Source organism: Advenella alkanexedens, from assembly GCF_019132845.1.
GTDB classification, from domain to species: Bacteria; Pseudomonadota; Gammaproteobacteria; order Burkholderiales; family Burkholderiaceae_B; genus Advenella; species Advenella alkanexedens.
In genome coordinates this window covers 135,025-155,970 of record NZ_JAHSPR010000003.1, presented here as the reverse complement: position 1 = coordinate 155,970, position 20,946 = coordinate 135,025, and the positions used below count along the sequence as shown (strand labels likewise).

Here is a 20,946-nt window from a genome sequence, read left to right as displayed (position 1 = left end):
ATGGGAAGGCACTGTTTATGAGTAATGAAATTGATGAGTTGAAGGCACTGGTGGTAGAGCTTTCCGATAATCTGAACCATTGCATGGCCCAGCAGGCCGCTTTGCAGCATGGCCTGTATGCGCTCATGGTAAACGTGACTGACAGGCAGGCTGTTGCCAATGCGCTTACGATTTGTGCCGAAAACTTTATGACGCATAGCCTGGAGGCCGACCTGCCGGTAGAAATGATGGAAACTTACCAGGATGAAATAGCCGAGTTGATGGACAGCCTGGAAGACCTGGAAGAGTAATAGGGTGTCTTAATGCAGCAGGCCAATAAAGTGTTCTTTGGCCTGCAAGGTCAGTTTTTTCAGCAGGCGTTCGGCCTGTTCCTGGCTAACGCCTTCATTCTTAACGTTTTCAATGAAAACCAGTAATGAAGATTGAACCAGTTTCATGCCACCAGCCTGGTCGGGTTCAAACTGGAGGCCTGAAACATGCTCAAGGATACCGTTGCTGTGACGGCGCCAGCCATTTGGGGCAAATTTGGGCAGTGATGTCATGGGTATGTTTATATAAATACTAAAGTGTCAGTGTAGCGGTTTTTTTAAAAGGTGTCGGGTTCATTTGCACGATTGGTAATTCAAATGATAGAATTACTGGCTTAACTAACAATAATAACAAGCCGCTTTAGCTCAGTCGGTAGAGCAGTTCATTCGTAATGAAAAGGTCGCCAGTTCGATTCCGGCAAGCGGCACCAATAAAATCAAGCACTTACGCCAATCTTAACGGGTTGGCGTTTTTGTTTTGTGATCTGTGTAGCCCCTGTGTAGCCTTTTATCTTTTCAGCATTTTAACCAGTGCCAGGGCCACTTTTTCTGAAGAAGCCGGGTTCTGTCCGGTAATCAGCCTGCCATCAATCACCACGTGCGCTTCCCAATTTCCCGCCTTGCTGAATTGGGCGCCTTTATTAATCAATTCGGTTTCAAGCAAATAGGGAACAATACTCTCACAGGCAACCGCTATTTCCTCTTCATTGCTGAAGCCGGTCAGTTTTTTGTCCTTGACAAGCGCAGTGCCATCCTGGTTGATGACGTCCAGCAAAACGCATCCGGCATGACAAACGGCCGCAACAATTTTGTCGTTATTCCAGAAATCCTGAATGAGTTTTTTTGAGTGCTCATCGTAACGAAGATCCCATAAAGGGCCATGCCCACCAGGATAGAAAATGGCATCGTGGCCGGTCGCGAAGGTTTTTTTCAGCACGACGGTGTTTTGCAGCAACTGCTGCAGCTTGGTGTCATTCTTGTAACGCTTGTACAAAGCGGATTCTTCAAGGGCGGCAACCGAAGCTGGGTCAATCGGCACCGCTCCGCCTTTGGGGCTTGCCAGCTCTACAGAAATTCCCCTGTCGTTAAAAACATAATAGGGGGCCAGGAATTCTTCCAGCCACACCCCGGTTGCTTTACCCGAATCACCCATTTTGTCGTTAGACGTTAGTACGATCAGTATGGACATTATTGTCCCCCATTGGCAAGATTGTTTCTTTGATTGTATATGATCGTGGTGCTGGTAGTCGATGAGCTAGATACTAGTTTGCATCCTGTGCTGGTGCATCATTAGGTCAAAGGAAAAAAATCAGTGGGAGATCAGGTTGTTTCAAAGTTAAAAACCAAACCTGGATTTGCTAAGTATGCAAAAGGTGGAAGAGGTGTTTATAGTCAGCTGAAAAATAAATTGAATACCGCGCTTGAAAATGCAGATAGATTACGTAGACATAATGAAGCAATGAATAGCAGTAATCCTGCAACAGATGTCGATAAATTAATTCTTGCATTAAGAGAGTTGGAAATGAACAAATAAAGATTGAACTGCAGTATGATCCGAAAAGATATTTCCCGTTAACAAACAAAACAGGATGTCCCCCATGCAAATCGTTCAAGATGTTCTTCACTTCTGGTTCGTTGAAAGCACACCACAAATGTGGTTTCAGGGTGGTAAATCATACGACCAGACCATTCGTGAACGCTTTGGCCCTGTTTGCGAAGCGGCGGCGCGTGGCGAGTGTGATGAATGGCGTGCCACCATGCAAGGGCGTCTGGCTGAAATTATTGTGCTGGACCAGTTTTCGCGCAATATATGGCGTGATACCCCGCAGGCCTTCAGCCAGGATGGCATAGCGCTGGTTCTGGCCCAGGAGGCCATCAAACTGCCCGAATACCAAACGCTGTCCACCATGGAAAAAAAATTCGTCATCATGCCGTTCATGCATTCGGAGTCACGGCTTATTCATGAAAAAGCGCTGGTCCTGTTTACCGAGCTGGGTGATGCGGCAACGCTGGAACATGAAATTCAGCATAAAGGCATGATAGATAAATTTGGCCGTTACCCAACCCGCAATAAAATCCTGGGCCGCGCCTCCAGTGAAGAAGAAATTGCCTTTTGTAAAGATTTGCACCAGATGCTGGAAGAGTTTGTTCGCCAGGCGCAGGTATCACCTAACTAAAAGCGACCTTCCAAAGGTGTCCAATAAATTGTTCACCCCTTTATTTGCCTGAAACCGCCGCGCTTACTGTCTGGCGGTTTTTTTTCATTCAAACAAAGCAGCATCACCATTTGTGGCATAAAAAAATCAATTAATAAACTTTTTTTAAAAAATTCAAATATGTACTTGAATCCATATGTGCTTTGAAGCATAATATGGCTTCTGATCCATATCGAGAAAATTTTACATGTCAAAAAAGCGTGATAACTCAACCATTGCCCAGGCGTCTGAAAGCAGCGCTAAAAGCGATGTTTACGCTATGCAGCGCGCCACGCTAAAGCAGCTGCGAAAAATGGCCAAACTAACGCAGGCAGACTTGTCGGAAACCATGGGCGTAGGGCAAGACACCATTTCCCGTCTTGAAAAACGCCATGACATGTTGCTCTCTACCATCAGTCACTATGTAGAACATCTGGGGGGCAAACTTGAAGTGGTGGCCAAGTTTCCCAACCGTGCGGCTATCGTCATTGATTGCCTTGAAGACACACATTCTGCCAGCAAGAAAAACCGTCCACCCGACTAATAAAAGGTAAAAAAAATATCAATGATCCAAACCCCGTATTATCTGATTGACCAATCAGCCCTCTTGAAAAACCTGCAAGTTATCGACTACGTCAGGAAAAATTCCGGCGCCAAATTGCTGCTGGCTTTAAAATGCTTTGCCACCTGGTCGGTATTTGATTTCATGAAACCGTACATGGATGGCACCACCTCTTCCTCATTGTACGAAGTCAAGCTGGGTTACCAGAAATTTGGCGGTGAAACCCACGCTTACAGCGTTGCCTTTGCCGACCACGAAATAGACGAAGTGCTGGCCAACAGCGACAAAATCATTTTCAACTCTATCAGCCAGCTTGAGCGCTTCGAAGCGAAGGCAGGCAACAAACCCAAAGGCCTGCGCCTGAATCCTGGCATCAGCAGCTCCAGCTTTGATCTGGCTGATCCGGCACGCCAGTTCAGCCGTTTGGGCGAAGGCAATCCGGAACGTATTCTGGCCATCATCGACCGCCTTGATGGCGTCATGATTCACAACAACTGCGAAAACGCAGACTTTGCCCGTTTTGACGATCTCCTGACACAGGTTGAAGCGCGTTATGGCGCCATTTTGCATCGGCTGAAGTGGGTCAGTTTAGGGGGCGGTATCAGCTTTACCAAACCCGGTTATGAGCTGGACAAATTCTGTGAACGCCTGCGCCAATTTGCGCAAACCTATGGTGTCCAGGTTTACCTGGAGCCCGGTGAGGCAACCGTGCGTTACACCACTACGCTGGAAGTCAGCGTGCTGGATACGGCCTTTAATGGTAAACATCTGGCTATTGTGGACAGCTCTACCGAAGCCCATATGCTTGACCTGCTGATTTATCGCGAAACAGCACCCATCGGTAATGAAACCGGGGAGCACCGTTACCAGATATGCGGCAAGACCTGTCTGGCCGGAGATATCTTCGGTGAAGGTAATTTTGATGTGCCTTTGCAGGTGGGTGACCGCCTTTCCATTGGAGATGCAGGCGGTTACACCATGGTTAAAAAGAACTGGTTCAACGGCGTTAACATGCCGGCTATTGCCATTAAGGAGCCTGATGGCAGCATTCGTGCCGTGCGTGAGTTTGGTTATGACGACTACGTCAGCAGTCTGTCTTAATAAATTATTTAAATTTAAATAAAAGGGGTACACCAATGAAACGAAATGTACTTATTATCGGTGCAGGTGGCGTTGCTCATGTAACTGCACACAAATGTGCACAAAATAACAAACTGCTGGGTGATATCAATATTGCCTCACGTACATTAAGCAAATGCGAAGCCATTATTGACTCCATCAAGGAAAAGGGCAATCTGCAAAGCCCGGGCGTATTGCGTGCACACCAGCTTGATGCCATGGATATTGAAGCGACCAAAGCGCTGATTCGCGCCACCAACAGCCAGATTGTGATTAACGTGGGCTCACCGTTTTTGAACATGTCCGTGTTGGAAGCCTGTATTGGTACCGGTGCCGCCTATCTGGATACCGCCATTCACGAAGACCCCAGCAAAGTCTGTGAAACGCCACCCTGGTATGCCAACTATGAATGGAAACGCAGCCAGGCCTGTAAAGAGGCGGGCGTGACGGCCGTATTGGGGGTTGGGTTTGATCCGGGCGTGGTAAATGCCTATGCCCGCTTTGCTTACGATAATTATTTCGACAAGGTTGATTCCATTGATATTATTGATATCAATGCGGGCAACCATGGCCGTTACTTTGCCACCAACTTTGATCCGGAAATCAATTTCCGCGAGTTCACCTCTACGGTATGGTCATGGGAAAACGCGCAATGGAAAGCCAACAAAATGTTTGAGCACCGCAAGGAGTGGGATATGCCGGTAACCGGCAAGAGCGTGGCCTATCTGACCGGGCATGATGAACTGCATTCGCTATCCCGTTTCCTGGACGTGCCGAATATCCGTTTCTGGATGGGTTTTGGCGATCATTATATTAATGTGTTTAACGTCCTGAACAACCTGGGCCTGCTTTCAGAAAAACCCGTTCGCACCGCACGCGGTCAGGAAATCGTGCCGCTTGAGGTGGTGAAGGCCGTGTTGCCAGATCCGGCTTCCCTGGCTGGCGGTTACACCGGTAAAACCTGCATTGGTGACCTGGTTAAAGGAACCAAAGACGGTCAGGCCAAAGAAGTCATGATTTACAACACCTGCGACCATGAAGAATGCTATGCCGAGGTAGGCAGCCAGGCCATTTCATATACCGCGGGCGTGCCAGCGGTTGCCGCTGCCATGTTAATTGCCAATGGTACCTGGGACGCCAAACGCATGGTGAACGTGGAGGAGCAGGACCCCGCACCGTTTATCTCGCTCATGAATACGATGGGTCTGGTGACCCGTATTCAGGATGAGCAGGGTGACCGTATTTTGGACCCCGTGCAGGAATTGGCTGGCAGCGAGCCCGAGAAAGTGTTCGCCACTGCATAAAAAGCAGACGGGTGGCATGTGGGCGACAAGCCTTGCCCCTGATGGCCATTTAAGGGCCCTTTCCGTTAATTTGCCACCCTGTTGCGTTTGCCAGGGTGGCAAATTGTTGTGTGCTCATGTATTCTTTCAGAATAAGTGAAGTCAACACTTCCCGGAGCACAGGCCATGCAAAAACAAACGCATTCAGCAATGTCATGGAGCCTTGACCAGGTGCCCTACCATGATATTAATATCCAGGCCGTAAGGCTGCGAGAAGACCTGCTTTATCTGGTGGCTGGCGCTTCGTTTATAGAAATTGCCGCCGACCTGTATACCGATAACCTGATTGAATACTTCAATGATCAGGCTGTGATCATGCAGTGGCTGGTGGATCACTGGAAGTTTGAAGAAACCCGTCATGGTTATGTGCTGCGCGATTACGTCAAGCATGTCTGGCCGGAATTTGACTGGGAGCGGGCGTATCAGTCTTTCTTTGCCGACTACTCGGCACAGTGTACCCAGGAAGCCCTTGAACCTACCCGTTGCCTGGAAATGGCCGCCCGTTGTGTGGTGGAAACCGGCACCGCCACCTTCTACCAGGCGTTGTCAGGGCAGGCCAATGAGCCCGTTCTGGCCCGGATGGCCAGTCTGATCCGTGCCGATGAAATCAGCCATTACAAGCATTTTTACCAATATTTCAAACTGTACCGGGAGCTGGATCCCACCAGTCGCCTGAAAATATTCCGTGCCATTGGACGTCGCGTGATGGAAGCCCGTAACAGCGATGCGGAAACTGCTTTGTGGCATGTTTACATGGTGCACCGCAATGCAGGTAATAACAGCGATAAAACCGGGTTTAAAAAAATGTGTGCGCAATTCAGCCGGCAATTCCGCCAACATTACCCCCTGGACATGGCGGCCAAAATGCTGTTGCGTCCATTGGACCTGCCCAAGCCGCTTACCCGGGTTGTGGAAGGCCCGATTGTAAAAATAGCCGGACGGTTTATTTCTGACAGGCGAGGAACAAAATGAAAGTTACCGTTTATTTAAATGAAGCCAATGCACAGGCGGTTGACCGTGCCGATTTTGAGCGTATTTGTGAAAGGGTGGAAAATGTGGTGCGTGAACATGGCTATGACGTGGAAATCATTGAGGCCGATGATCCGCTGATTGCGATAAAACGCAAACAAGGCCTGATGGCCGACTGGCAGCGTTTTGGTATTTATTTTTCTGAAGACCTGGGGCGTGGGCTTGATCAGGGGTTGGTTAATGCCATAGAAGCCATCATTAACCCCGAGTATTGATGGCTATGTAATTGATTTATTTAAGATAAATACGCTATTTTATTTTTTTCCAGTTGTGAACCGGTAGAAATCATCTTATTATTGTCTCGTATGGATAAAAAACAAAACAATCGACTGGCAAACAGCATGAATCGGTTACGACCTGAAAAGTAGTATTGGCTGCTTGCTGTGCATTCTCAAGTTCAAACAAACTGATGAGCGAGCAAGTCATGATGAAAGATTTACAGGGTAATAGCATTTCTGAAGCAAGTGCAGAAGCCGTTGATTACTACAACCAGGCGGTGAGTGCTTTCAATATTTATACGGGCGACCCCTTCAGCCTGGTTAACAATGCCATCGAAGTTTCACCCCACTTTGCCATGGCGCATATTTTCAAGGCTTACTTGTTAGGCTTGGCCACCGAGCCTGTCCTGAACGGCTACGCCAAAGATACGGTGCGGCACCTGAAAACCATGCATTTAAGCGATCGGGAAGCGTCGCACCTGGGGGCGCTGGATCTGATGTTGCACGGAGAGTGGACGGCTGCCGCCCTGGTGCTGGATATCCACAACTGCAATTACCCGATGGATATTGTGGCCCTGCAGGCCGGTCATTTGATGGATTTTTATCGTGCCAATGCGCGTAATTTGCGTGACCGCCTGGCCCGGATATTACCTTACTGGTCGGAGGATGTGCCGGGATATTCCATTTTGCTTGGTATGTATGCCTTTGGCTTGGAAGAAACCGGTGATTACGCCAGGGCCGAAGAAACCGGCCGCCAAGCCACGGAACTGCAACCCTTTGACTGCTGGGCCCATCATGCGGTGGCGCATGTATTGGAAATGCAGGGGCGGGTTACCGAAGGCGTTACATGGATGGCAACGCGTGAACCATACTGGTCTGATGAGGGCAATTTTTTCAAGGTGCATAACTGGTGGCATCGGGCACTGTATTATCAGGAGCTGGGGCAGGAAGACGTGGTGCTGGGCATTTACGATAACCATATCCGCAATGGCGACAGCACTGTGGTACTGGAGCTGGTGGATGCCTCGGCCATGTTGTGGCGCCTGAACCTGGAAGGCGTGGAGGTGGGTGATCGTTGGGATGAGCTGGCCGACTGCTGGCAGGTCCATGCCGATGGGCATTCTTATACCTTTAATGACTGGCATGCCGTTATGGCCTACCTTGGCGCGGGACGGGATATTGATGCCGGGCAAGTCCTGAAAGATTGCAAGAACATCAAACCGGGCATTGAATCGGAAATGCAGCAATGGACCCGGCAAACCACCTTGCCCCTGATTGAAGGATTTATTGCATTCTGGCGCAAGGATTATCAAACCGCCATTGAACGACTGTACGGGGCCAGGTTTATAGCCAACAGCTTTGGGGGCAGCCATGCCCAGCGCGATATTATTGACCTGACCCTGATAGAAGCGGCCATTCGTGCCGGACAGCCCGAACTGGCTCGGGCCCTGGCCAACGAGCGCCTGGCCCTGAAGCCAAACAGCCGGCTTAACCAGGGATTTCTGGCACGAAGCAAAGGCCGGGCGGTTTCGGGCTGATGGGGGCTTTCCGCACTTAATGGTAAAAAACTACCTCATTCCCACGCTCCGCGTGGGAATGCATAGAGACAATGCCCGGTATTTATTGCAGCAGTCTGCCTCCATCCACCACAATACCGGTGCCATTAATCATTCTGGCATCTTCGGAGGCCAGGAATGCTACGGTAGCCGCTACATCTTCAACGCTCACGATCTGGTTCATCGGGTTCATGGCACGCACCGCTTCCAGTGCCTTTTCTTCTGAACCAAACTGTTTGCTGAGTGTGGCATCAACCAGTTGCGTCCAGACATAGCCTGGATGCACGGCATTGATACGCACTTTCTGGCCCGAGCGGGCGGCACTGAGTGCTGCCTGCTGTGTCATATTGATAATGGTACTTTTGCTGGAACCGTAAGAGCCGCCTCCTACCGAACCCACGAACCCGGCAATGGAGCCCATGTTGACAATGGCACCGCCATTTTCATTGTTTTTCATGGCCTGGATACCGGCCTGAATACCCAGAAACGTGCCATCGACGTTAATGGAAAACAGGCGTTTCCATTCCTGAAAATCAATATCGCTGAATGGTACGCTTTGGTTGGAAATAACCCCGGCATTATTGACCAGGATATCGCAGCGACCATGGCGCGCCACGACCTGTTCAAAGGCGTTTTTCCAGCTGTCCGCCAGTGTGACGTTCAGTTGTACGCAGTCGGGAACCGTCATGCCCTGAAAGCGGGAGGCCAGCAGGGCGTCATCCTTTTCTTTCAGATCGCCCAGCACAACCGTGGCACCTTCCTGGATTAAACGGGTGGCAATGGCCATGCCAATATCACCCATACCGCCAGAAATTAACGCGACTTTATTTTCAAGACCTCTCATTATTTATTACCTGTATGATTAATTCACTTGCATGTTTGCATCGGCCATCACTTTACTCCACTTCTCAATTTCTTCATTGATATAAGTGGTAAATGCTTCTGGCGAGGTAGTGTTGATCAGCACACCCTGGTTGGTAAATTTTTTGGAAATTTCCGGATCCTGCATGGCTTCAGTCATTGATTGGTTCAGCAACGCAACGATCTCGGCCGGTGTACCCTTCTTGACAGCAGCGCCCCACCAGAAAGTGGGCACAATGTCACCGTAGCCCAGTTCTTCCAGAGTAGGGACATTTGGCAGCAGAGGCGAACGTTCTTTGGAGCCGATCGCCAGGGCACGCAGCTTGTCACCCAGCACAAAAGGACCACTGGTGGGAATGGCGTCATACATGAAATCAACCTGGCCGCTGATGGTGTCTTGCAAACCTGGAATAGAACCCTTATAGGCTACATGGGTCATTTCCTTGTTCAGCTTGTTTTGCAGCAAGGTACCAAACAGGTGGGCACCTGTACCAACGCCCTGGGAAGCGTAAGTCAGGCCCTGGGGTTTTTCTGAGGCACCTTTAACCAGATCTTCAAAAGTCTGGTAGGGGCTGTTCATGGGAACCACGACCAAAGCCGGTGACACAATCAACTCGCCAACAGGTTGCAGGTCTGTGCGCGGATCATAAGAAAGATTCTTGAACAGACCCACATTGGTGGCCAAAGAGGGCACATCGCCAATAAACACGGTGTATCCATCGGCAGGGGCTTTTTTCAGCACATTCATGCCAACCTGTGCGGCACCGCCCGGTTTATTGTCCACCACCACGGGCTGCCCCAGTTTTTTGGACATATGGGCACCCACTTCACGGGCCAACACGTCGGTCAAACCGCCGGCAGCGTAAGGCACCAGGAAGGTAATGGGTTTTTCGGGGTAATTTTGGGCCTGTGCAACACCGGCTGTCAGACTCATGGCCAGGCAAACGGGGGCGAAAGATTTCAACCATTTTTTCATTTATGTCTCCAGATACGAATGTTTATGCTTCGGCGGCAATGGTATTTCTCAGAATACCGACTGCATCCACTTCAATTTCAACAATATCACCTTCTTTCATGAATACGGGTGGATTACGTTTGGCACCCACGCCACCCGGTGTTCCGGTCACGATCACATCACCTGGATTCAGGGGCAGGAAAGAGGAAATATAGGCAATTTGCCGTGGAATGCTGTGAATCAGCATATCGGTGGTGGCACGTTGCATTTCTTCCCCGTTCAGGCGGGTAACCAGCGTTAATTTCTGGTTGGGCTCAATTTCATCAGCGGTGACCATCCAGGGTCCGAAACCACCGGTTTTCCAGAAGTTTTTACCGGGAATCCACTGCGAAGTGGCGGTTTGCCAATCGCGGATACTGCCGTCGTTGTAGCAGGCATAACCGGCAATGTGATCCCAGGAATCTTCTTCTGAAATACGGCGGCCGCCTTTACCAATCACAATCGCAATCTCACCTTCGTAATCCAGTTTGACAGACTCGGGGGGCAGCACAATACTGTCGTTGTGGGCAACCTGGGACTCGGCCACGCGCAGGAAAATTACCGGTGACTCGGTTTTTTCCTTGTTGGTTTCTTTCACGTGCTCATCATAATTCAGGCCGATACAGAAAATCTTGCCGGGTTCGGGAATTACGGGCAGCAATTCAAGATCGGCAAACTTCAGGGTCGCCGTGGCATTGGCAGCCAGTTGCCCGGCCTTGGCCAGCAGGTCTTTTTCAAGCACCTCTTTCAGCGTGTTGGCTTCGCCTTTAAACAAAGGCTTCAGGTTGACCACTTCGTCGCCTTTTACCGCGCCGAATGTTTCTTCATTGTTCAAGTTAAAACTGATTAATTTCATTTGTTTTCCTGCTTACTTTATTTATTTAATATCAAAAATTCAATAGGGGTATTTGTTGGGTTCAGGCTTGGGCATTCATGAGGTCATGCATTTGCTTTACCCATTCGGAGCGGGGCATGAACTTGGGGGATGCCTGGGCAATTTCCTTGACCCGGGCCATGATTTCGTCATCGTTCAGGCTAAAGTCGATGGTTTCCTTAAGCGGTTGGTCGCAATACCATTCGGTATCCATAAAGACTTCTATGCGGTTGCCTTCAGGATCAAAGCTATAGATGGAAAGGGCATTGCCATGGGTGCTGGGGTCGATCCGTTCGGCACCGGCGGCTTTCAGGCTGGTGTGATAATGGCGCAGGGTGGGTAAATCCTTCACGCGCAGTGAAATCTGGTTGATCACGCTAAACGTCACGTCTTCGGGGCGGCCGCTTACCAGTGCCAGTTGATGATGCTCTTCCGGATTCTGGCTAAGAAACACGATGTCTTTGCCGCCAATCACGCCCTTGTCGGTAATGAACAGTTGCAGTGCCTGCTGGTAAAACTGCGTCATGCGTGCAATGTCTTTGACAAAAATTCCTACATGGCTAAAAGAAAACGAAGAATCTTGCCCGTTTTTATGGTTAAAGCTCATTATTTATCACTATTTAATAAAATCAATGAAAATAATTATATGTAATTATTTAATATAAATCAATTATCAAATAAATAAAAAATTCAATAAATTTGTAAATTGATATAATATGAGGTTTTTTCCACCCCAAAAACCGGTTTGCCCATGTCTAGTCTTACCAAAATGCTGAATGTGCTGGATCTTTTCACGCCAGAACACCCCTCCTGGACGATAGAAGAAATGGCAGAGCATTTGGGCTATGCCGTGCCCACCATGTATCGCTATGCCCGGGAACTAAGTAATGCCGGTTTGCTGCGTCACAGTTCGGGGGCCCGCTATGTACTGGGCTCTCGCATTATTGAACTGGATTACCAGATCAGGAATATCGACCCTTTAATCCAGGCCTCCTCGCAAGCCATGCGCAGTCTGGCCGAAAAATCGGGCTCCGATGTCGTGCTGGGCACCATTTATGCCGACCGCATCATTACCATCAGTCATTTTTTTGGGGAAGAAAACCTGAAAATCAGCTATGTGCGTGGCAAACGCATGCCTTTGTACAGGGGGGCGCTGTCCAAATCGGTACTGGCCACCCTGTCCAGGCCCCAGTTACGCAAAGTGGTCACAGACAATGCCGAAGCATTTGCAGGGCAAGTACCGGAAACCGTTCAGGAGGAGCTGAGGGAAATACGGAAAAAAGGTTATTGCATCACATTCAGCGAGCTGAATCAGGGCGTGGTGGGCATTGCCATCCCATACCAGAACAAAGCGCACCAGATTAATGCTGCACTGGGGTTTATTGTGTCTGACAAGCGCTATAGTTTGATGGAAGCGGGGAAGGCGGTGGCTGAACTGCAGAATTGTGCCGAGGAAATTGATTTTGCCTTGCGGCATTATGGGTAGGAGGTTAGGAGTGGTTGGATTGGGCACCCATGTTCTTGTTCCCATGCTCAGCGTGGGAATGCATACATTTTTATTTCTTTTCCAGAACCAGTAACCATTTCCAAAAAAACATGATTAAAACGAGAGAAATCAAGCCATCAACAAAATAATGCCATCCTAGATATACAGAGCCAAGCCATATAAAAAGCGCATAAAGACTCATTGCATAGCCAAGCCATTTGTTAATTGAAAAGCTGCCAAGTGCAAAAAGTGTGGCAAGAGCTACATGAACACTGGGCATGGCAGAAATACCGCCACCGATAGCTAAACTTTCTGTGTTAAAGGCTTCAGACAGATATTGTTGGTAAATTAAAGCACTAATAGGCGTTTGTTGATGATGATTGTAGAGTTGACTCATTAACTTTGTGTAGTTTTCATAATTTGGGTTAACAAAGTCTATATAAAAACAAGGTCCGGCAGAAGGAAATAACCAGGCCAGAATTGAACCAATCACAATCCAACTGAATATATAACAGCTCATGTAACGAATCCGGAGTGTTGTTGATGAGCAGATTGAGACCAGAATAACACCCAGGATCATGGGTAAAAACCAGGCATGGTATAAATTATCAATGATCAACGTGGTTGTCAGGCTACCTATTAATGAATGTAAAAGAAGGCCTGGATCATTTTGAAAAATATAAAAATCCAACTTTGCCAAGAACGGATCAGTGGTAAATCCTCGTTCAGACAAGATGGTTTGCTTGAAAACATTAAAACTTGGGATAAGAATAATCAGCGTGGAAATTGGCCAAATAAAGCTGAAAAATCGGTCTTGCTGCCATTTTTCTTTTAATTTGTTAAAGCAGAATGCAAAAGGTGACGCCTTGAATTTGGTTTTTATTCCAAGCGTAACAATACCTGCTATTTGTGTAATAAGGAAAATGGCGATAAAGGCAACAGGTAGTGTTTTGCCATAAGCTCCTATCAAGGCTAAATACTCAGGAAAAGTAACTGGACTAATGAAAAAAACAATAGTGGCATACAGCAAAACCAAGCTAAAAAGAAAGCTTCCCGCTTTGAAATCAAGGGAGCTGGATTGAAAACGGTTAATCATGATTTTATGGTTGTGTAGTTTGGAACAGCAACCAATTGCTCTTGGTTGTTGAGTTTAATTCAATCGGTTCTATACCTGATATGGGTTTGGAATTGGCCAGCCAATTATAAAAAACAGTTGGATGTGATTCATCTGCTTCAACATCTTTTGCTGATTGGCACACAAGAATATATTCAACATTCCGTTTTTCAATAATTTCTTTACTTTTATTCCATGGATCAGTATCCAGCAAAGCCCTATGCACATCCAGCAACCCACCCACATTATGGTGGTAATTACCGGCAATCACCTTGTGATGAGTACGATACAGCAATTCAGAAGCCGCGCTGCTGGTGGTTAGAATAACCGAAGGGGGTAAGGCGTTGAGTTGCGAGGCAATATCCTGCATGGCACACTGATTTTTTTTGTCTTGATTTGCATGAAGAATAGCGCTGTCATTATCCAGCAGGGCAACGCCAATAATGGCCAATAGTTGCAACGGTCCCAATAGAACCAGCAATACTCCGCCCGTCTGGGCCTTGATGGAATGTCGCTTTTCTTCGTTGGCAAAAACAGGCATATAGCTTACCGACAAGCCAAAAGCCAATGCAGACACCAAAGCCCCTGCCGCACCCATGCGTACATGTAGTCCCCCTAACAAAGCATAAAGCAGGGCACCCATACCCAAAACACCCGGCCAAAGCAGGCGTTTATGCCATGTCCAATAAAGCGCCAGCAACCCGGCCACCATTGGGGTCGTGAGCCATGCAATCATTTTTTCAGGGGAACTGGTAGCGGGCTTCAGTTCCTGAATTTGCGCCCACCAAACCGTTTTTAATTCATCGGGTAACAAGCCACTGGCGCCGGCAGTGGCACCAGGTGTAAGTAACAACCAAATGCTGCCAACAGTAATACCAGTCATGGCGACCCAGGCAAAAGATTTTGGCACACCTATATCATGGGTAGTTACATAATCAGCAACCAGCATGACAAGGGCGGTAAGGCAAACAAACAGCAGCCAGGCCAGGCTGACATGGTCCAAAGACCAGGCAGAAAAAGTGGGTGGGGGTGGATCTATCAGCCATGCCAGCAATATCATGCCGGTAAGCCCGGCAGCCATGGGCCAGATTTTGCCACTCTCAGGAAACTGCATGCGAATTGCCATACGCAATACCACCATAATAACCACCAGTGGCATGGTTTCTGGCGATATCCACAAAGCCAGCCCAGCCAGCATTCCACCAAGGGTATCCCTGGTAACACTGGAGGTATTAAGGGAGCGTATGATACAAAGGGCAGCCCCCGCAATGGGCACCAGCATGAAAATGTGATGGGTAATTTGTTGCAGCTGGCCATAACCTGCCAACGGTAAGCTGCTGGCCATTAAAAGGGCGGTTGCCAACGTGGCTTTGTAGGTGCCCATGCTTAAAACAGTAGCCGCCATCAGTGCCGTTAACAGCAACATGCTTAACAGGGTCAGGCTGGCCCCGGCCCAGATTAAGGCATTTGGGGTATCCAGGCCAAACAGGGTGAAAACCTTGTGCATTTGCCATACTGTCCAGCTATGGGGTAAGGACCAATGAATCCAGTTTCCATCGGGCGCATTGTCACGGGGGTTGAAATTAATGGGGTGGCCTTGGGCATAGCCTTCCAGCAGCACCAGTTTGTAATAACTGTCGGGGTTGGGAAATTGCCCTGCAGCCACATCGCCAAACTGGGTATAGGTGGACCTTAACAGGGCAATAACCATGAATAAAATGGCTAAAACAAAAACCCCGTTTCGGGAGCGTAATAAAGATAATCTCATTCTTTGTATCCCGATGCCAGGAAAAACAGCTTTCTTTGCTCTATGCGGTTTCTGGCCAGGGCTTCCAGAATAATACCGGTGGTAAAAATAACAAAAGCAATCATGCCCAGGCTGCTGGCCAGTATGGCGGTGGGAATACGGGGCACAAGGCCGGTTTGCATGAATTCAATCACAATCGGTAAGCCTAGACATAAACTGAGCAAGGCGGTTAGGCCTGCTACTGCCCCGTAAAAATGGGCAGGGTAAAAATGGCGGAATAACCTGAAAAAGGATTTCAGTATTTTGAAGCCGTCAGACCAGGTGCGGAGTTTGCTGGTGCTGCCAGCCGGGCGGGGCGCGTAGTGTACCGGAAGTTCACCGGTGGAAATTTTAAGGATACTGGCAATTGCCGTCATCTCTGTTTCAATCTCAAAGCCGGAAGACTGAATGGGAAGGATGCTGGCAAAGCGGCGGGTAAAAACCCGGTAACCTGAAAAAACATCCTGGGTGGGTGTTTTAAACAGTTTGCCAAAAAGACGGTTGAACAGGGCATTCCCCCATAGATGGCCAGTACGGTAGGATTGGCTTTCTGTATGCTGGCGAATGCCTGTCACCATATCCAGATGGTTTTGCTCCAGCAATTCAATCATGGCGGGTGCGCTTTGGGCATCATAAGTTTGGTCTGCATCAGCCAGAATATAAATATCGGCGTTAACGGTAGCCAGCAAACGCCTGACGGCATTGCCTTTGCCTTTAAGAGGTTCATGAATAACACGGGCCCCTGCCTTGCGGGCGATGCGGGCGGTTTGGTCTGTAGAGGCATTGTCACAAACAACCACTTCACAACCTGGCAGTACTTGCTGGAAAGCCTGAACTGTAGCCGCCACGGTTTTTTCTTCATTATGGGCCGGCAAAATAACGGCTATTTTTTGGCAAGAGGGTGTGGTTGCGGACAAAATATGATTAACAGACATGGAAAGAGTAACAGTTGTGGCGTGGGTGTAATTTGAATGTATCGTATTGAAAATAAATAGTGTGATTTTGTGTATTTTAAACGACACCGCAGGTTAAGATTTTGCTAAAAAACAACAATATATGTTTGCTAATCTCAAATTAACAGGAACTTACTTTGTAAAATAGGTTCGAACAAACAAGGAATTATGTTACATTAAGTTATTGGTTGTAGATTTTAAGAAACATCAGCATTTATACCTATTTACAGGGTTTCTTTATGTTTTGTTTCTAAGATTTTTGTTTTGATTGAGCGCTTTGCCGTTCCTTCAATATGTAATCCACGGAGGATTTGAAAATGAAAGATCAATTGGTTAAGTTTTGGAAAGATGAGGAAGGCGCGACTGCAATTGAGTATGCCTTGATTGCGGGTTTGATTGCGGTGACGATTATTGCAGCTCTTAGTGTTATGGGTGATGAAATAAGGGGTTTGTTTGAAAAAATTGGTGAGGCACTGAAAGTGGCTAATCAAAAAGCAACTGAAGCTACTCCTACTACTCCTTAATTAATCCAACCCTTTAAGGAAAGGGGGTATAACAACTCCCTTTCTTTGAAACAAACAATGTTCACCAGCATCTGGCTTGCCCTTTTTGGTATTTTCACCCTGCTGGTTATCGCAGGTGATTTCAAAAAACGAAGAATAAGCAATCAGCTTTTGCTGGTTGCTTTTGCCGTGCAGGTGGGTTTTTTGCTGGTGAGCGGATTTATGCCTGATTTCCCGATTTTGCCTGCATACATAAACTGGCGTCAGTGCGTTACCGGCTTTTTAATGGGGCTGCTGGTCTTCTTCCCCTTATGGGGCCTGAAACTGCTTGGCGCGGGTGACGTAAAACTCATTGCCATCCTGGGCTTATTACTGGGCTTTTCCGGCTTATGGCAAGTCGTGCTGGTGGCGACGGTATTAACCGGTTTGCATGCCGTGGTAACAGTGCTGGCAAAAGGTTGGTTACCGGCAAGGGCAAACTGGTGGCGGGAAAGCAAGGACAAAAGACGAGGGGTTCCTTATGGGGCCTGGCTGGGCATAACGGCATTGGCATGGGCGGTATCGTATCACTGGAGTGGGCATGCGTGGTTTTGAGAGCAGCACATTGATAAAGACGCGTAAAGCGTCTTTTGTCGCTTCTGCCGCCAGCCGCCAGAAGGGTGCCTATGCCGTTGAATTTGCCTTTGTTTTTGTTATTTTCTTTCTGGTGCTGTATGGCATGATTACCTACGGGTTGATTTTTGCCGCCCAGCAATCCATGAATTTTGCCGCTGAAAGTGGGGCTCGTGCAGGGTTGCAGTGGCAGGCGGGAGCTTCTGCCCCAGCGCTTGTTGCGCGTGCGGGCAAGGCCTTGGAAGTTGCAAAGGATCATACAGCCTGGGTTGATAATATGGCGGGTGGTAATAAACTGAAAATTGCCGTATGTGGCGGAGAGCCCATTCAGCTTTTGGATTCTTTAAATGGGGCAGATGCAACATTGTGCTCTATTACTGACACCAATAAACTGGAAGTGGTTATTCGTTACCCCTATGCCCTGCATCCCATGATTCCTTATTTGGGACCGTCTGCAGTCATGAGTGTGGCAGTTCCCGATACGTTGGAAAGCCGAACTTCGGTTGATCTTGGTATTGCACTGGATCATTCATCATGAAATATAATGCCATGCAACAAACAAGAAAGGGCCAGCAAGGGGTGGCCGCCATCGAGTTTGCGCTTGTTTTTACGGTTTTATTAACGATTTGTTTGGCTATTGTAAGTTTTGGCATGCTGATGTGGACGCAGCAAAAGGTATCCCATATTGCCGGAGACAGTACAAGGGTTGCACTACAGTACAGTATTAACGGTGAAGCGGATTATGCCGAAAAGGCCTGTCTCCATGCCAAAACCATGGTGGCCGCTGATTTTATTCTTGAGGGGTTGCTTGATCCAGAAAATCCTGATGCGGATAAGGTGTTTTGTGATGCCTCTGCCGTTGCATGTGCCTGGGCCCTGAATGATCCAACGCAAAAATGCCTGCAGCTCATCATGACGGTGACGGTCGATGGGTTGCCGCTGGTGAATATGGTGCAGGCAGTAGGAAAGATGTTTAGCAATAAAACAGGTGGCTGGATACCAACAGAACTATCCGCCACTTCGGTTATAAAAATTACTGATTTATCCGGAGCTTGATTTTTTATGAATAACTTTACCAAAATCGTTGCAATAGGGCTGGTATTGCTTGCGGCTGTTTTGGGCTTTTTTGCCTATAAAATGTCAACAGCGCCCAAGCCGGAGCCTGTTGTGGTGGTTCAACAGGTAGAGCGGCCTGTCGTGGCCAGCAAACCCACTCACGCAGTCATTCTGGCAGCCAAAAATATCCTGGCAGGCCAGGTTATTCAGGCCGACATGTTGAAGGAAGATCAGTGGCCCAGCGTGCCCGGTAATGGTTTTACCAAAAAAGAGGACCTTGTGGGCAAGGTGGTGCGTTTTGATATTGCTGCTGAAGAGCCCATTACCAAAGGCCTGCTGGCCATGGGTATCGCTTCTTATCTGAGTGACGGGCAGCGTGCCATCACCATTCCGGTTGATGAAATCGTGGGGGCCGGTAACCTGGTGGCACCGGGCGATATTGTGGATGTGTTCTTTACGCTTAACAGTAAAGGTGATGTTGGGGCACAGTCTCGTTTGCTGCTGCCCCAGGTAAGGGTGCTGGCTTATGGCGACAACACCGTAGATGGTCCGGCAACGCCGCCTGGCAACGATGAGCGTCAGCGTACCCGCGCCACACCGGCACGTATTGCCATGCTGGCCATATCTCTTGAAGATGTGAATAAATTGTTGCTGGCTACCCGTAATGGCAAACTGCAATTGGCCCTGCGTGCACCGCACGATGAAAATCTGCCTGATATGACCCTGTTCCCTGAACCGGAGCCCGTTCTGAAGGGCAGGCCCGATTTAACACCAGAACAGTTGGCTGCGCTGGAGGATGCCGGTAATATGGCCTATGCGGGCATGAGCCTGCCCGATCTTTCGGGTGAGTTGCAGGACGATGACGATACGCCGGATGCACCGGTGGTGAAACAGGGCAATTCAGGCAAGACCGTGCAGATTATTCGTGGTACGCAAATTGAAAACGTCAAGTACTAGGGTTGAATGGGTTTAATAATGAAATTTTCAGTGAATCAGATTTTTTCCGCCTTTAACAGGAACGCAACGCAGGTACTGACAGCTGCCGCCATGGGACTGGCATTTGTTTCGGCGCAGCCGGTCATGGCGCAATCAACCGGTTTTACCCGTCCTGGTGGCTTGGGCATGGTGGTGGACACGCAGCGCATGATCAAGGTTGATGGCGCTCCGGAACGAATTGCCGTGGGTAATCCAGCTGTGGTTGACGTGCAGATTTTACCGCTTGAAGAGGGAGTGGGTGATATTTTGCTGGCTGCCAAAAAGCCGGGTGTGACTGATATACAAGTTTGGGTCGAGGGTGACCCAAATCCCAAACGCTGGCAGGTCAGTGTCGTGTCTGGTGAGCAAAGTGCGCTGGAGTCGGCTAAACGGCTGGAGGCACCTGTTCGTGCCACTGGTGGGCAGGCTGTGGTAACGGGTCGCTCTTCCAATATGATTGAACACCAGCGTTCAACTGCTGCTGCCCGTGCGACCGGAGAGTCCGACAGGATTATTGATACTTCTATTGTTAACCATAGTGGCATGGTGCAGGTAGAGGTTAAAATTGTTGAACTGTCCCGTACGGTGATGAAAGAGGTGGGCATTGACTGGAATACAGGAACCGCTCGTGTCGGTGGCTCAGGAACCTGGGGATTGGTTAGTAATTTTGCCCCTTCCATCAGCAATGGGTTTTCCATGATGTTTGATTCACGCAATTTTGGGGCCAAGCTGAAGCTGCTTGAAAACAATGGCATGGCCCGCACCCTGGCCGAGCCAACCCTGGTATCACTGTCCGGTCAAAGTGCCAGTTTTCGTGCCGGCGGGGAAATTCCCGTACCGGAATCGGGTGGATTGGGTACGCAAACCGTTTCTTACAAGCCATTTGGTATTGCGCTTACCGTAACGCCAACCGTGCTTTCTCCCAACCGTATTGCCTTGAAGGTGGCGCCAGAATCCAGTGAACTGGATTATGCCAATGCGATTCCTGTTGTCAGTGGAGACCAAACCACCTTGATGCCAGCCTTGAGCGTGCGTAAGGCCGATACCACGGTTGAAATGGGTGAGGGTGAAAGTTATATCATTAGTGGGCTGGTTTCCCGCCAAACCATGGCCAATGTCAGTAAAATGCCATTTCTAAGCAATTTGCCTATTATTGGTGCTTTCTTCCGCAGCGTGTCATACTCACAGGACGAACGTGAATTGGTAATCGTGGTTACTCCACGCTTGGTCAAACCCATTGCCAAAGGCACGGAGTTACCTCTGCCTGGTCAGGGCAAGGAAAACCTCAACGAGGAGGGGACCGCCTGGGGCTATTATTTGGTTGGGCCTGCTTCGGGTGAACAAATGCCCGGATTTTCCCGCTAAAACAATTGTTATTTACCCCCTTCCGGAGCAGTAGATT

25 protein-coding genes and 1 tRNA gene are annotated in these 20,946 nt (G+C 48.7%); 17 read left to right on the top strand and 9 right to left on the bottom strand.

Annotated elements, in window-relative coordinates; translation table 11 throughout:
* The first annotated feature begins 17 nt into the window (after nucleotides 1-17).
* Nucleotides 18-290, top strand: coding sequence for a hypothetical protein (locus KU392_RS05200; protein ID WP_217734777.1), 273 nt, complete (start codon nucleotides 18-20; stop codon nucleotides 288-290).
* A gap of 9 nt (nucleotides 291-299) precedes the next feature.
* Here KU392_RS05200 and KU392_RS05195 read toward each other — a convergent pair whose 3' ends face one another.
* Nucleotides 300-542, bottom strand: coding sequence for a hypothetical protein (locus KU392_RS05195; RefSeq protein ID WP_217734776.1), 243 nt, complete (start codon nucleotides 540-542; stop codon nucleotides 300-302).
* A gap of 121 nt (nucleotides 543-663) precedes the next feature.
* On the opposite strand from KU392_RS05195, the gene KU392_RS05190 reads away from it, so the two are divergent.
* Nucleotides 664-739: transfer RNA gene (locus tag KU392_RS05190), tRNA-Thr, on the top strand.
* A 77-nt stretch (nucleotides 740-816) separates the two neighbouring features.
* Here KU392_RS05190 and KU392_RS05185 read toward each other — a convergent pair.
* The gene (locus KU392_RS05185; protein WP_200233293.1) at nucleotides 817-1,497 is read right to left on the bottom strand and encodes a type 1 glutamine amidotransferase domain-containing protein; all 681 of its coding nucleotides are present in this window, start codon (nucleotides 1,495-1,497) and stop codon (nucleotides 817-819) included.
* Between the two features lie 123 nt (nucleotides 1,498-1,620).
* Between KU392_RS05185 and KU392_RS05180 the strand changes: the two genes are divergently transcribed.
* The 8 genes from KU392_RS05180 (at nucleotide 1,621) to KU392_RS05145 (ending at nucleotide 8,312) form a co-directional block, all read left to right on the top strand.
* Nucleotides 1,621-1,842: a hypothetical protein gene (locus KU392_RS05180; protein WP_169292979.1), complete on the top strand. Its 222-nt coding sequence runs from the start codon at nucleotides 1,621-1,623 to the stop codon at nucleotides 1,840-1,842.
* Nucleotides 1,843-1,906: 64 nt separating this feature from the next.
* Nucleotides 1,907-2,485: a DUF924 family protein gene (locus KU392_RS05175; protein WP_169292980.1), complete on the top strand. Its 579-nt coding sequence runs from the start codon at nucleotides 1,907-1,909 to the stop codon at nucleotides 2,483-2,485.
* A 226-nt stretch (nucleotides 2,486-2,711) separates the two neighbouring features.
* Nucleotides 2,712-3,047 carry a helix-turn-helix domain-containing protein gene (locus KU392_RS05170; protein WP_169292981.1) on the top strand — a complete coding sequence of 112 codons (336 nt, stop codon included), beginning with the start codon at nucleotides 2,712-2,714 and terminating at the stop codon, nucleotides 3,045-3,047.
* A gap of 21 nt (nucleotides 3,048-3,068) precedes the next feature.
* A complete protein-coding gene (locus KU392_RS05165; protein WP_217734775.1) occupies nucleotides 3,069-4,166 on the top strand; it encodes a carboxynorspermidine decarboxylase in 1,098 nt (365 codons plus the stop codon).
* Between the two features lie 35 nt (nucleotides 4,167-4,201).
* Nucleotides 4,202-5,488: a saccharopine dehydrogenase family protein gene (locus tag KU392_RS05160; protein WP_169292983.1), complete on the top strand. Its 1,287-nt coding sequence runs from the start codon at nucleotides 4,202-4,204 to the stop codon at nucleotides 5,486-5,488.
* 165 nt (nucleotides 5,489-5,653) lie between these two features.
* Nucleotides 5,654-6,499 (top strand): ferritin-like domain-containing protein, encoded by an 846-nt coding sequence (locus tag KU392_RS05155; RefSeq protein WP_246587328.1) that lies wholly within the window; start codon nucleotides 5,654-5,656, stop codon nucleotides 6,497-6,499.
* On the top strand, nucleotides 6,496-6,771 hold the full coding sequence (locus KU392_RS05150; protein ID WP_217734774.1) for a hypothetical protein: 276 nt from the start codon (nucleotides 6,496-6,498) through the stop codon (nucleotides 6,769-6,771). Before KU392_RS05155 ends, KU392_RS05150 begins: the two co-directional genes overlap by 4 nt.
* Nucleotides 6,772-6,980: 209 nt before the next feature.
* The gene (locus KU392_RS05145; RefSeq protein WP_217734773.1) at nucleotides 6,981-8,312 is read left to right on the top strand and encodes a tetratricopeptide repeat protein; all 1,332 of its coding nucleotides are present in this window, start codon (nucleotides 6,981-6,983) and stop codon (nucleotides 8,310-8,312) included.
* 82 nt (nucleotides 8,313-8,394) lie between these two features.
* Here the strand turns inward: KU392_RS05145 and KU392_RS05140 are convergent, their stop codons facing one another.
* The 4 genes from KU392_RS05140 to KU392_RS05125 form a co-directional block, all read right to left on the bottom strand.
* A complete protein-coding gene (locus KU392_RS05140; RefSeq protein ID WP_217734772.1) occupies nucleotides 8,395-9,174 on the bottom strand; it encodes an SDR family NAD(P)-dependent oxidoreductase in 780 nt (259 codons plus the stop codon).
* Between the two features lie 18 nt (nucleotides 9,175-9,192).
* Nucleotides 9,193-10,167 (bottom strand): Bug family tripartite tricarboxylate transporter substrate binding protein, encoded by a 975-nt coding sequence (locus KU392_RS05135; RefSeq protein WP_246587327.1) that lies wholly within the window; start codon nucleotides 10,165-10,167, stop codon nucleotides 9,193-9,195.
* A gap of 22 nt (nucleotides 10,168-10,189) precedes the next feature.
* Nucleotides 10,190-11,041 carry a fumarylacetoacetate hydrolase family protein gene (locus KU392_RS05130; RefSeq protein ID WP_169292987.1) on the bottom strand — a complete coding sequence of 284 codons (852 nt, stop codon included), beginning with the start codon at nucleotides 11,039-11,041 and terminating at the stop codon, nucleotides 10,190-10,192.
* A 61-nt stretch (nucleotides 11,042-11,102) separates the two neighbouring features.
* Complete coding sequence (locus KU392_RS05125; protein WP_217734771.1) at nucleotides 11,103-11,666, bottom strand: VOC family protein; 564 nt, start codon at nucleotides 11,664-11,666, stop codon at nucleotides 11,103-11,105.
* A gap of 144 nt (nucleotides 11,667-11,810) precedes the next feature.
* Between KU392_RS05125 and KU392_RS05120 the strand changes: the two genes are divergently transcribed.
* Entirely contained in the window at nucleotides 11,811-12,545 is a 735-nt protein-coding gene (locus KU392_RS05120) for an IclR family transcriptional regulator (protein ID WP_217734770.1), read from the top strand.
* Nucleotides 12,546-12,615: 70 nt separating this feature from the next.
* Here the strand turns inward: KU392_RS05120 and KU392_RS05115 are convergent, their stop codons facing one another.
* The 3 genes from KU392_RS05115 to KU392_RS05105 are packed head-to-tail and all read right to left on the bottom strand — an operon-like array spanning nucleotide 12,616 to nucleotide 16,380.
* The gene (locus KU392_RS05115; RefSeq protein ID WP_217734769.1) at nucleotides 12,616-13,641 is read right to left on the bottom strand and encodes a phosphatase PAP2 family protein; all 1,026 of its coding nucleotides are present in this window, start codon (nucleotides 13,639-13,641) and stop codon (nucleotides 12,616-12,618) included.
* 4 nt (nucleotides 13,642-13,645) lie between these two features.
* A complete protein-coding gene (locus KU392_RS05110) occupies nucleotides 13,646-15,427 on the bottom strand; it encodes a hypothetical protein (RefSeq protein ID WP_217734768.1) in 1,782 nt (593 codons plus the stop codon).
* Nucleotides 15,424-16,380, bottom strand: coding sequence for a glycosyltransferase family 2 protein (locus tag KU392_RS05105; protein WP_217734767.1), 957 nt, complete (start codon nucleotides 16,378-16,380; stop codon nucleotides 15,424-15,426). Before KU392_RS05105 ends, KU392_RS05110 begins: the two co-directional genes overlap by 4 nt.
* A gap of 335 nt (nucleotides 16,381-16,715) precedes the next feature.
* Between KU392_RS05105 and KU392_RS05100 the strand changes: the two genes are divergently transcribed.
* From KU392_RS05100 to KU392_RS05075, 6 genes are all read left to right on the top strand, one after another.
* Entirely contained in the window at nucleotides 16,716-16,922 is a 207-nt protein-coding gene (locus KU392_RS05100; protein ID WP_217734766.1) for a Flp family type IVb pilin, read from the top strand.
* A gap of 57 nt (nucleotides 16,923-16,979) precedes the next feature.
* A complete protein-coding gene (locus tag KU392_RS05095) occupies nucleotides 16,980-17,495 on the top strand; it encodes an A24 family peptidase (RefSeq protein WP_217734765.1) in 516 nt (171 codons plus the stop codon).
* A complete protein-coding gene (locus KU392_RS05090) occupies nucleotides 17,482-18,051 on the top strand; it encodes a TadE/TadG family type IV pilus assembly protein (RefSeq protein ID WP_217734764.1) in 570 nt (189 codons plus the stop codon). Before KU392_RS05095 ends, KU392_RS05090 begins: the two co-directional genes overlap by 14 nt.
* An 11-nt stretch (nucleotides 18,052-18,062) precedes the next feature.
* A complete protein-coding gene (locus tag KU392_RS05085) occupies nucleotides 18,063-18,569 on the top strand; it encodes a TadE/TadG family type IV pilus assembly protein (protein ID WP_217734763.1) in 507 nt (168 codons plus the stop codon).
* Between the two features lie 6 nt (nucleotides 18,570-18,575).
* The gene (gene cpaB, locus KU392_RS05080) at nucleotides 18,576-19,526 is read left to right on the top strand and encodes a Flp pilus assembly protein CpaB (RefSeq protein ID WP_169293001.1); all 951 of its coding nucleotides are present in this window, start codon (nucleotides 18,576-18,578) and stop codon (nucleotides 19,524-19,526) included.
* Between the two features lie 90 nt (nucleotides 19,527-19,616).
* Complete coding sequence (locus tag KU392_RS05075; protein ID WP_246587344.1) at nucleotides 19,617-20,909, top strand: type II and III secretion system protein family protein; 1,293 nt, start codon at nucleotides 19,617-19,619, stop codon at nucleotides 20,907-20,909.
* Nucleotides 20,910-20,946 lie beyond the last annotated feature (37 nt).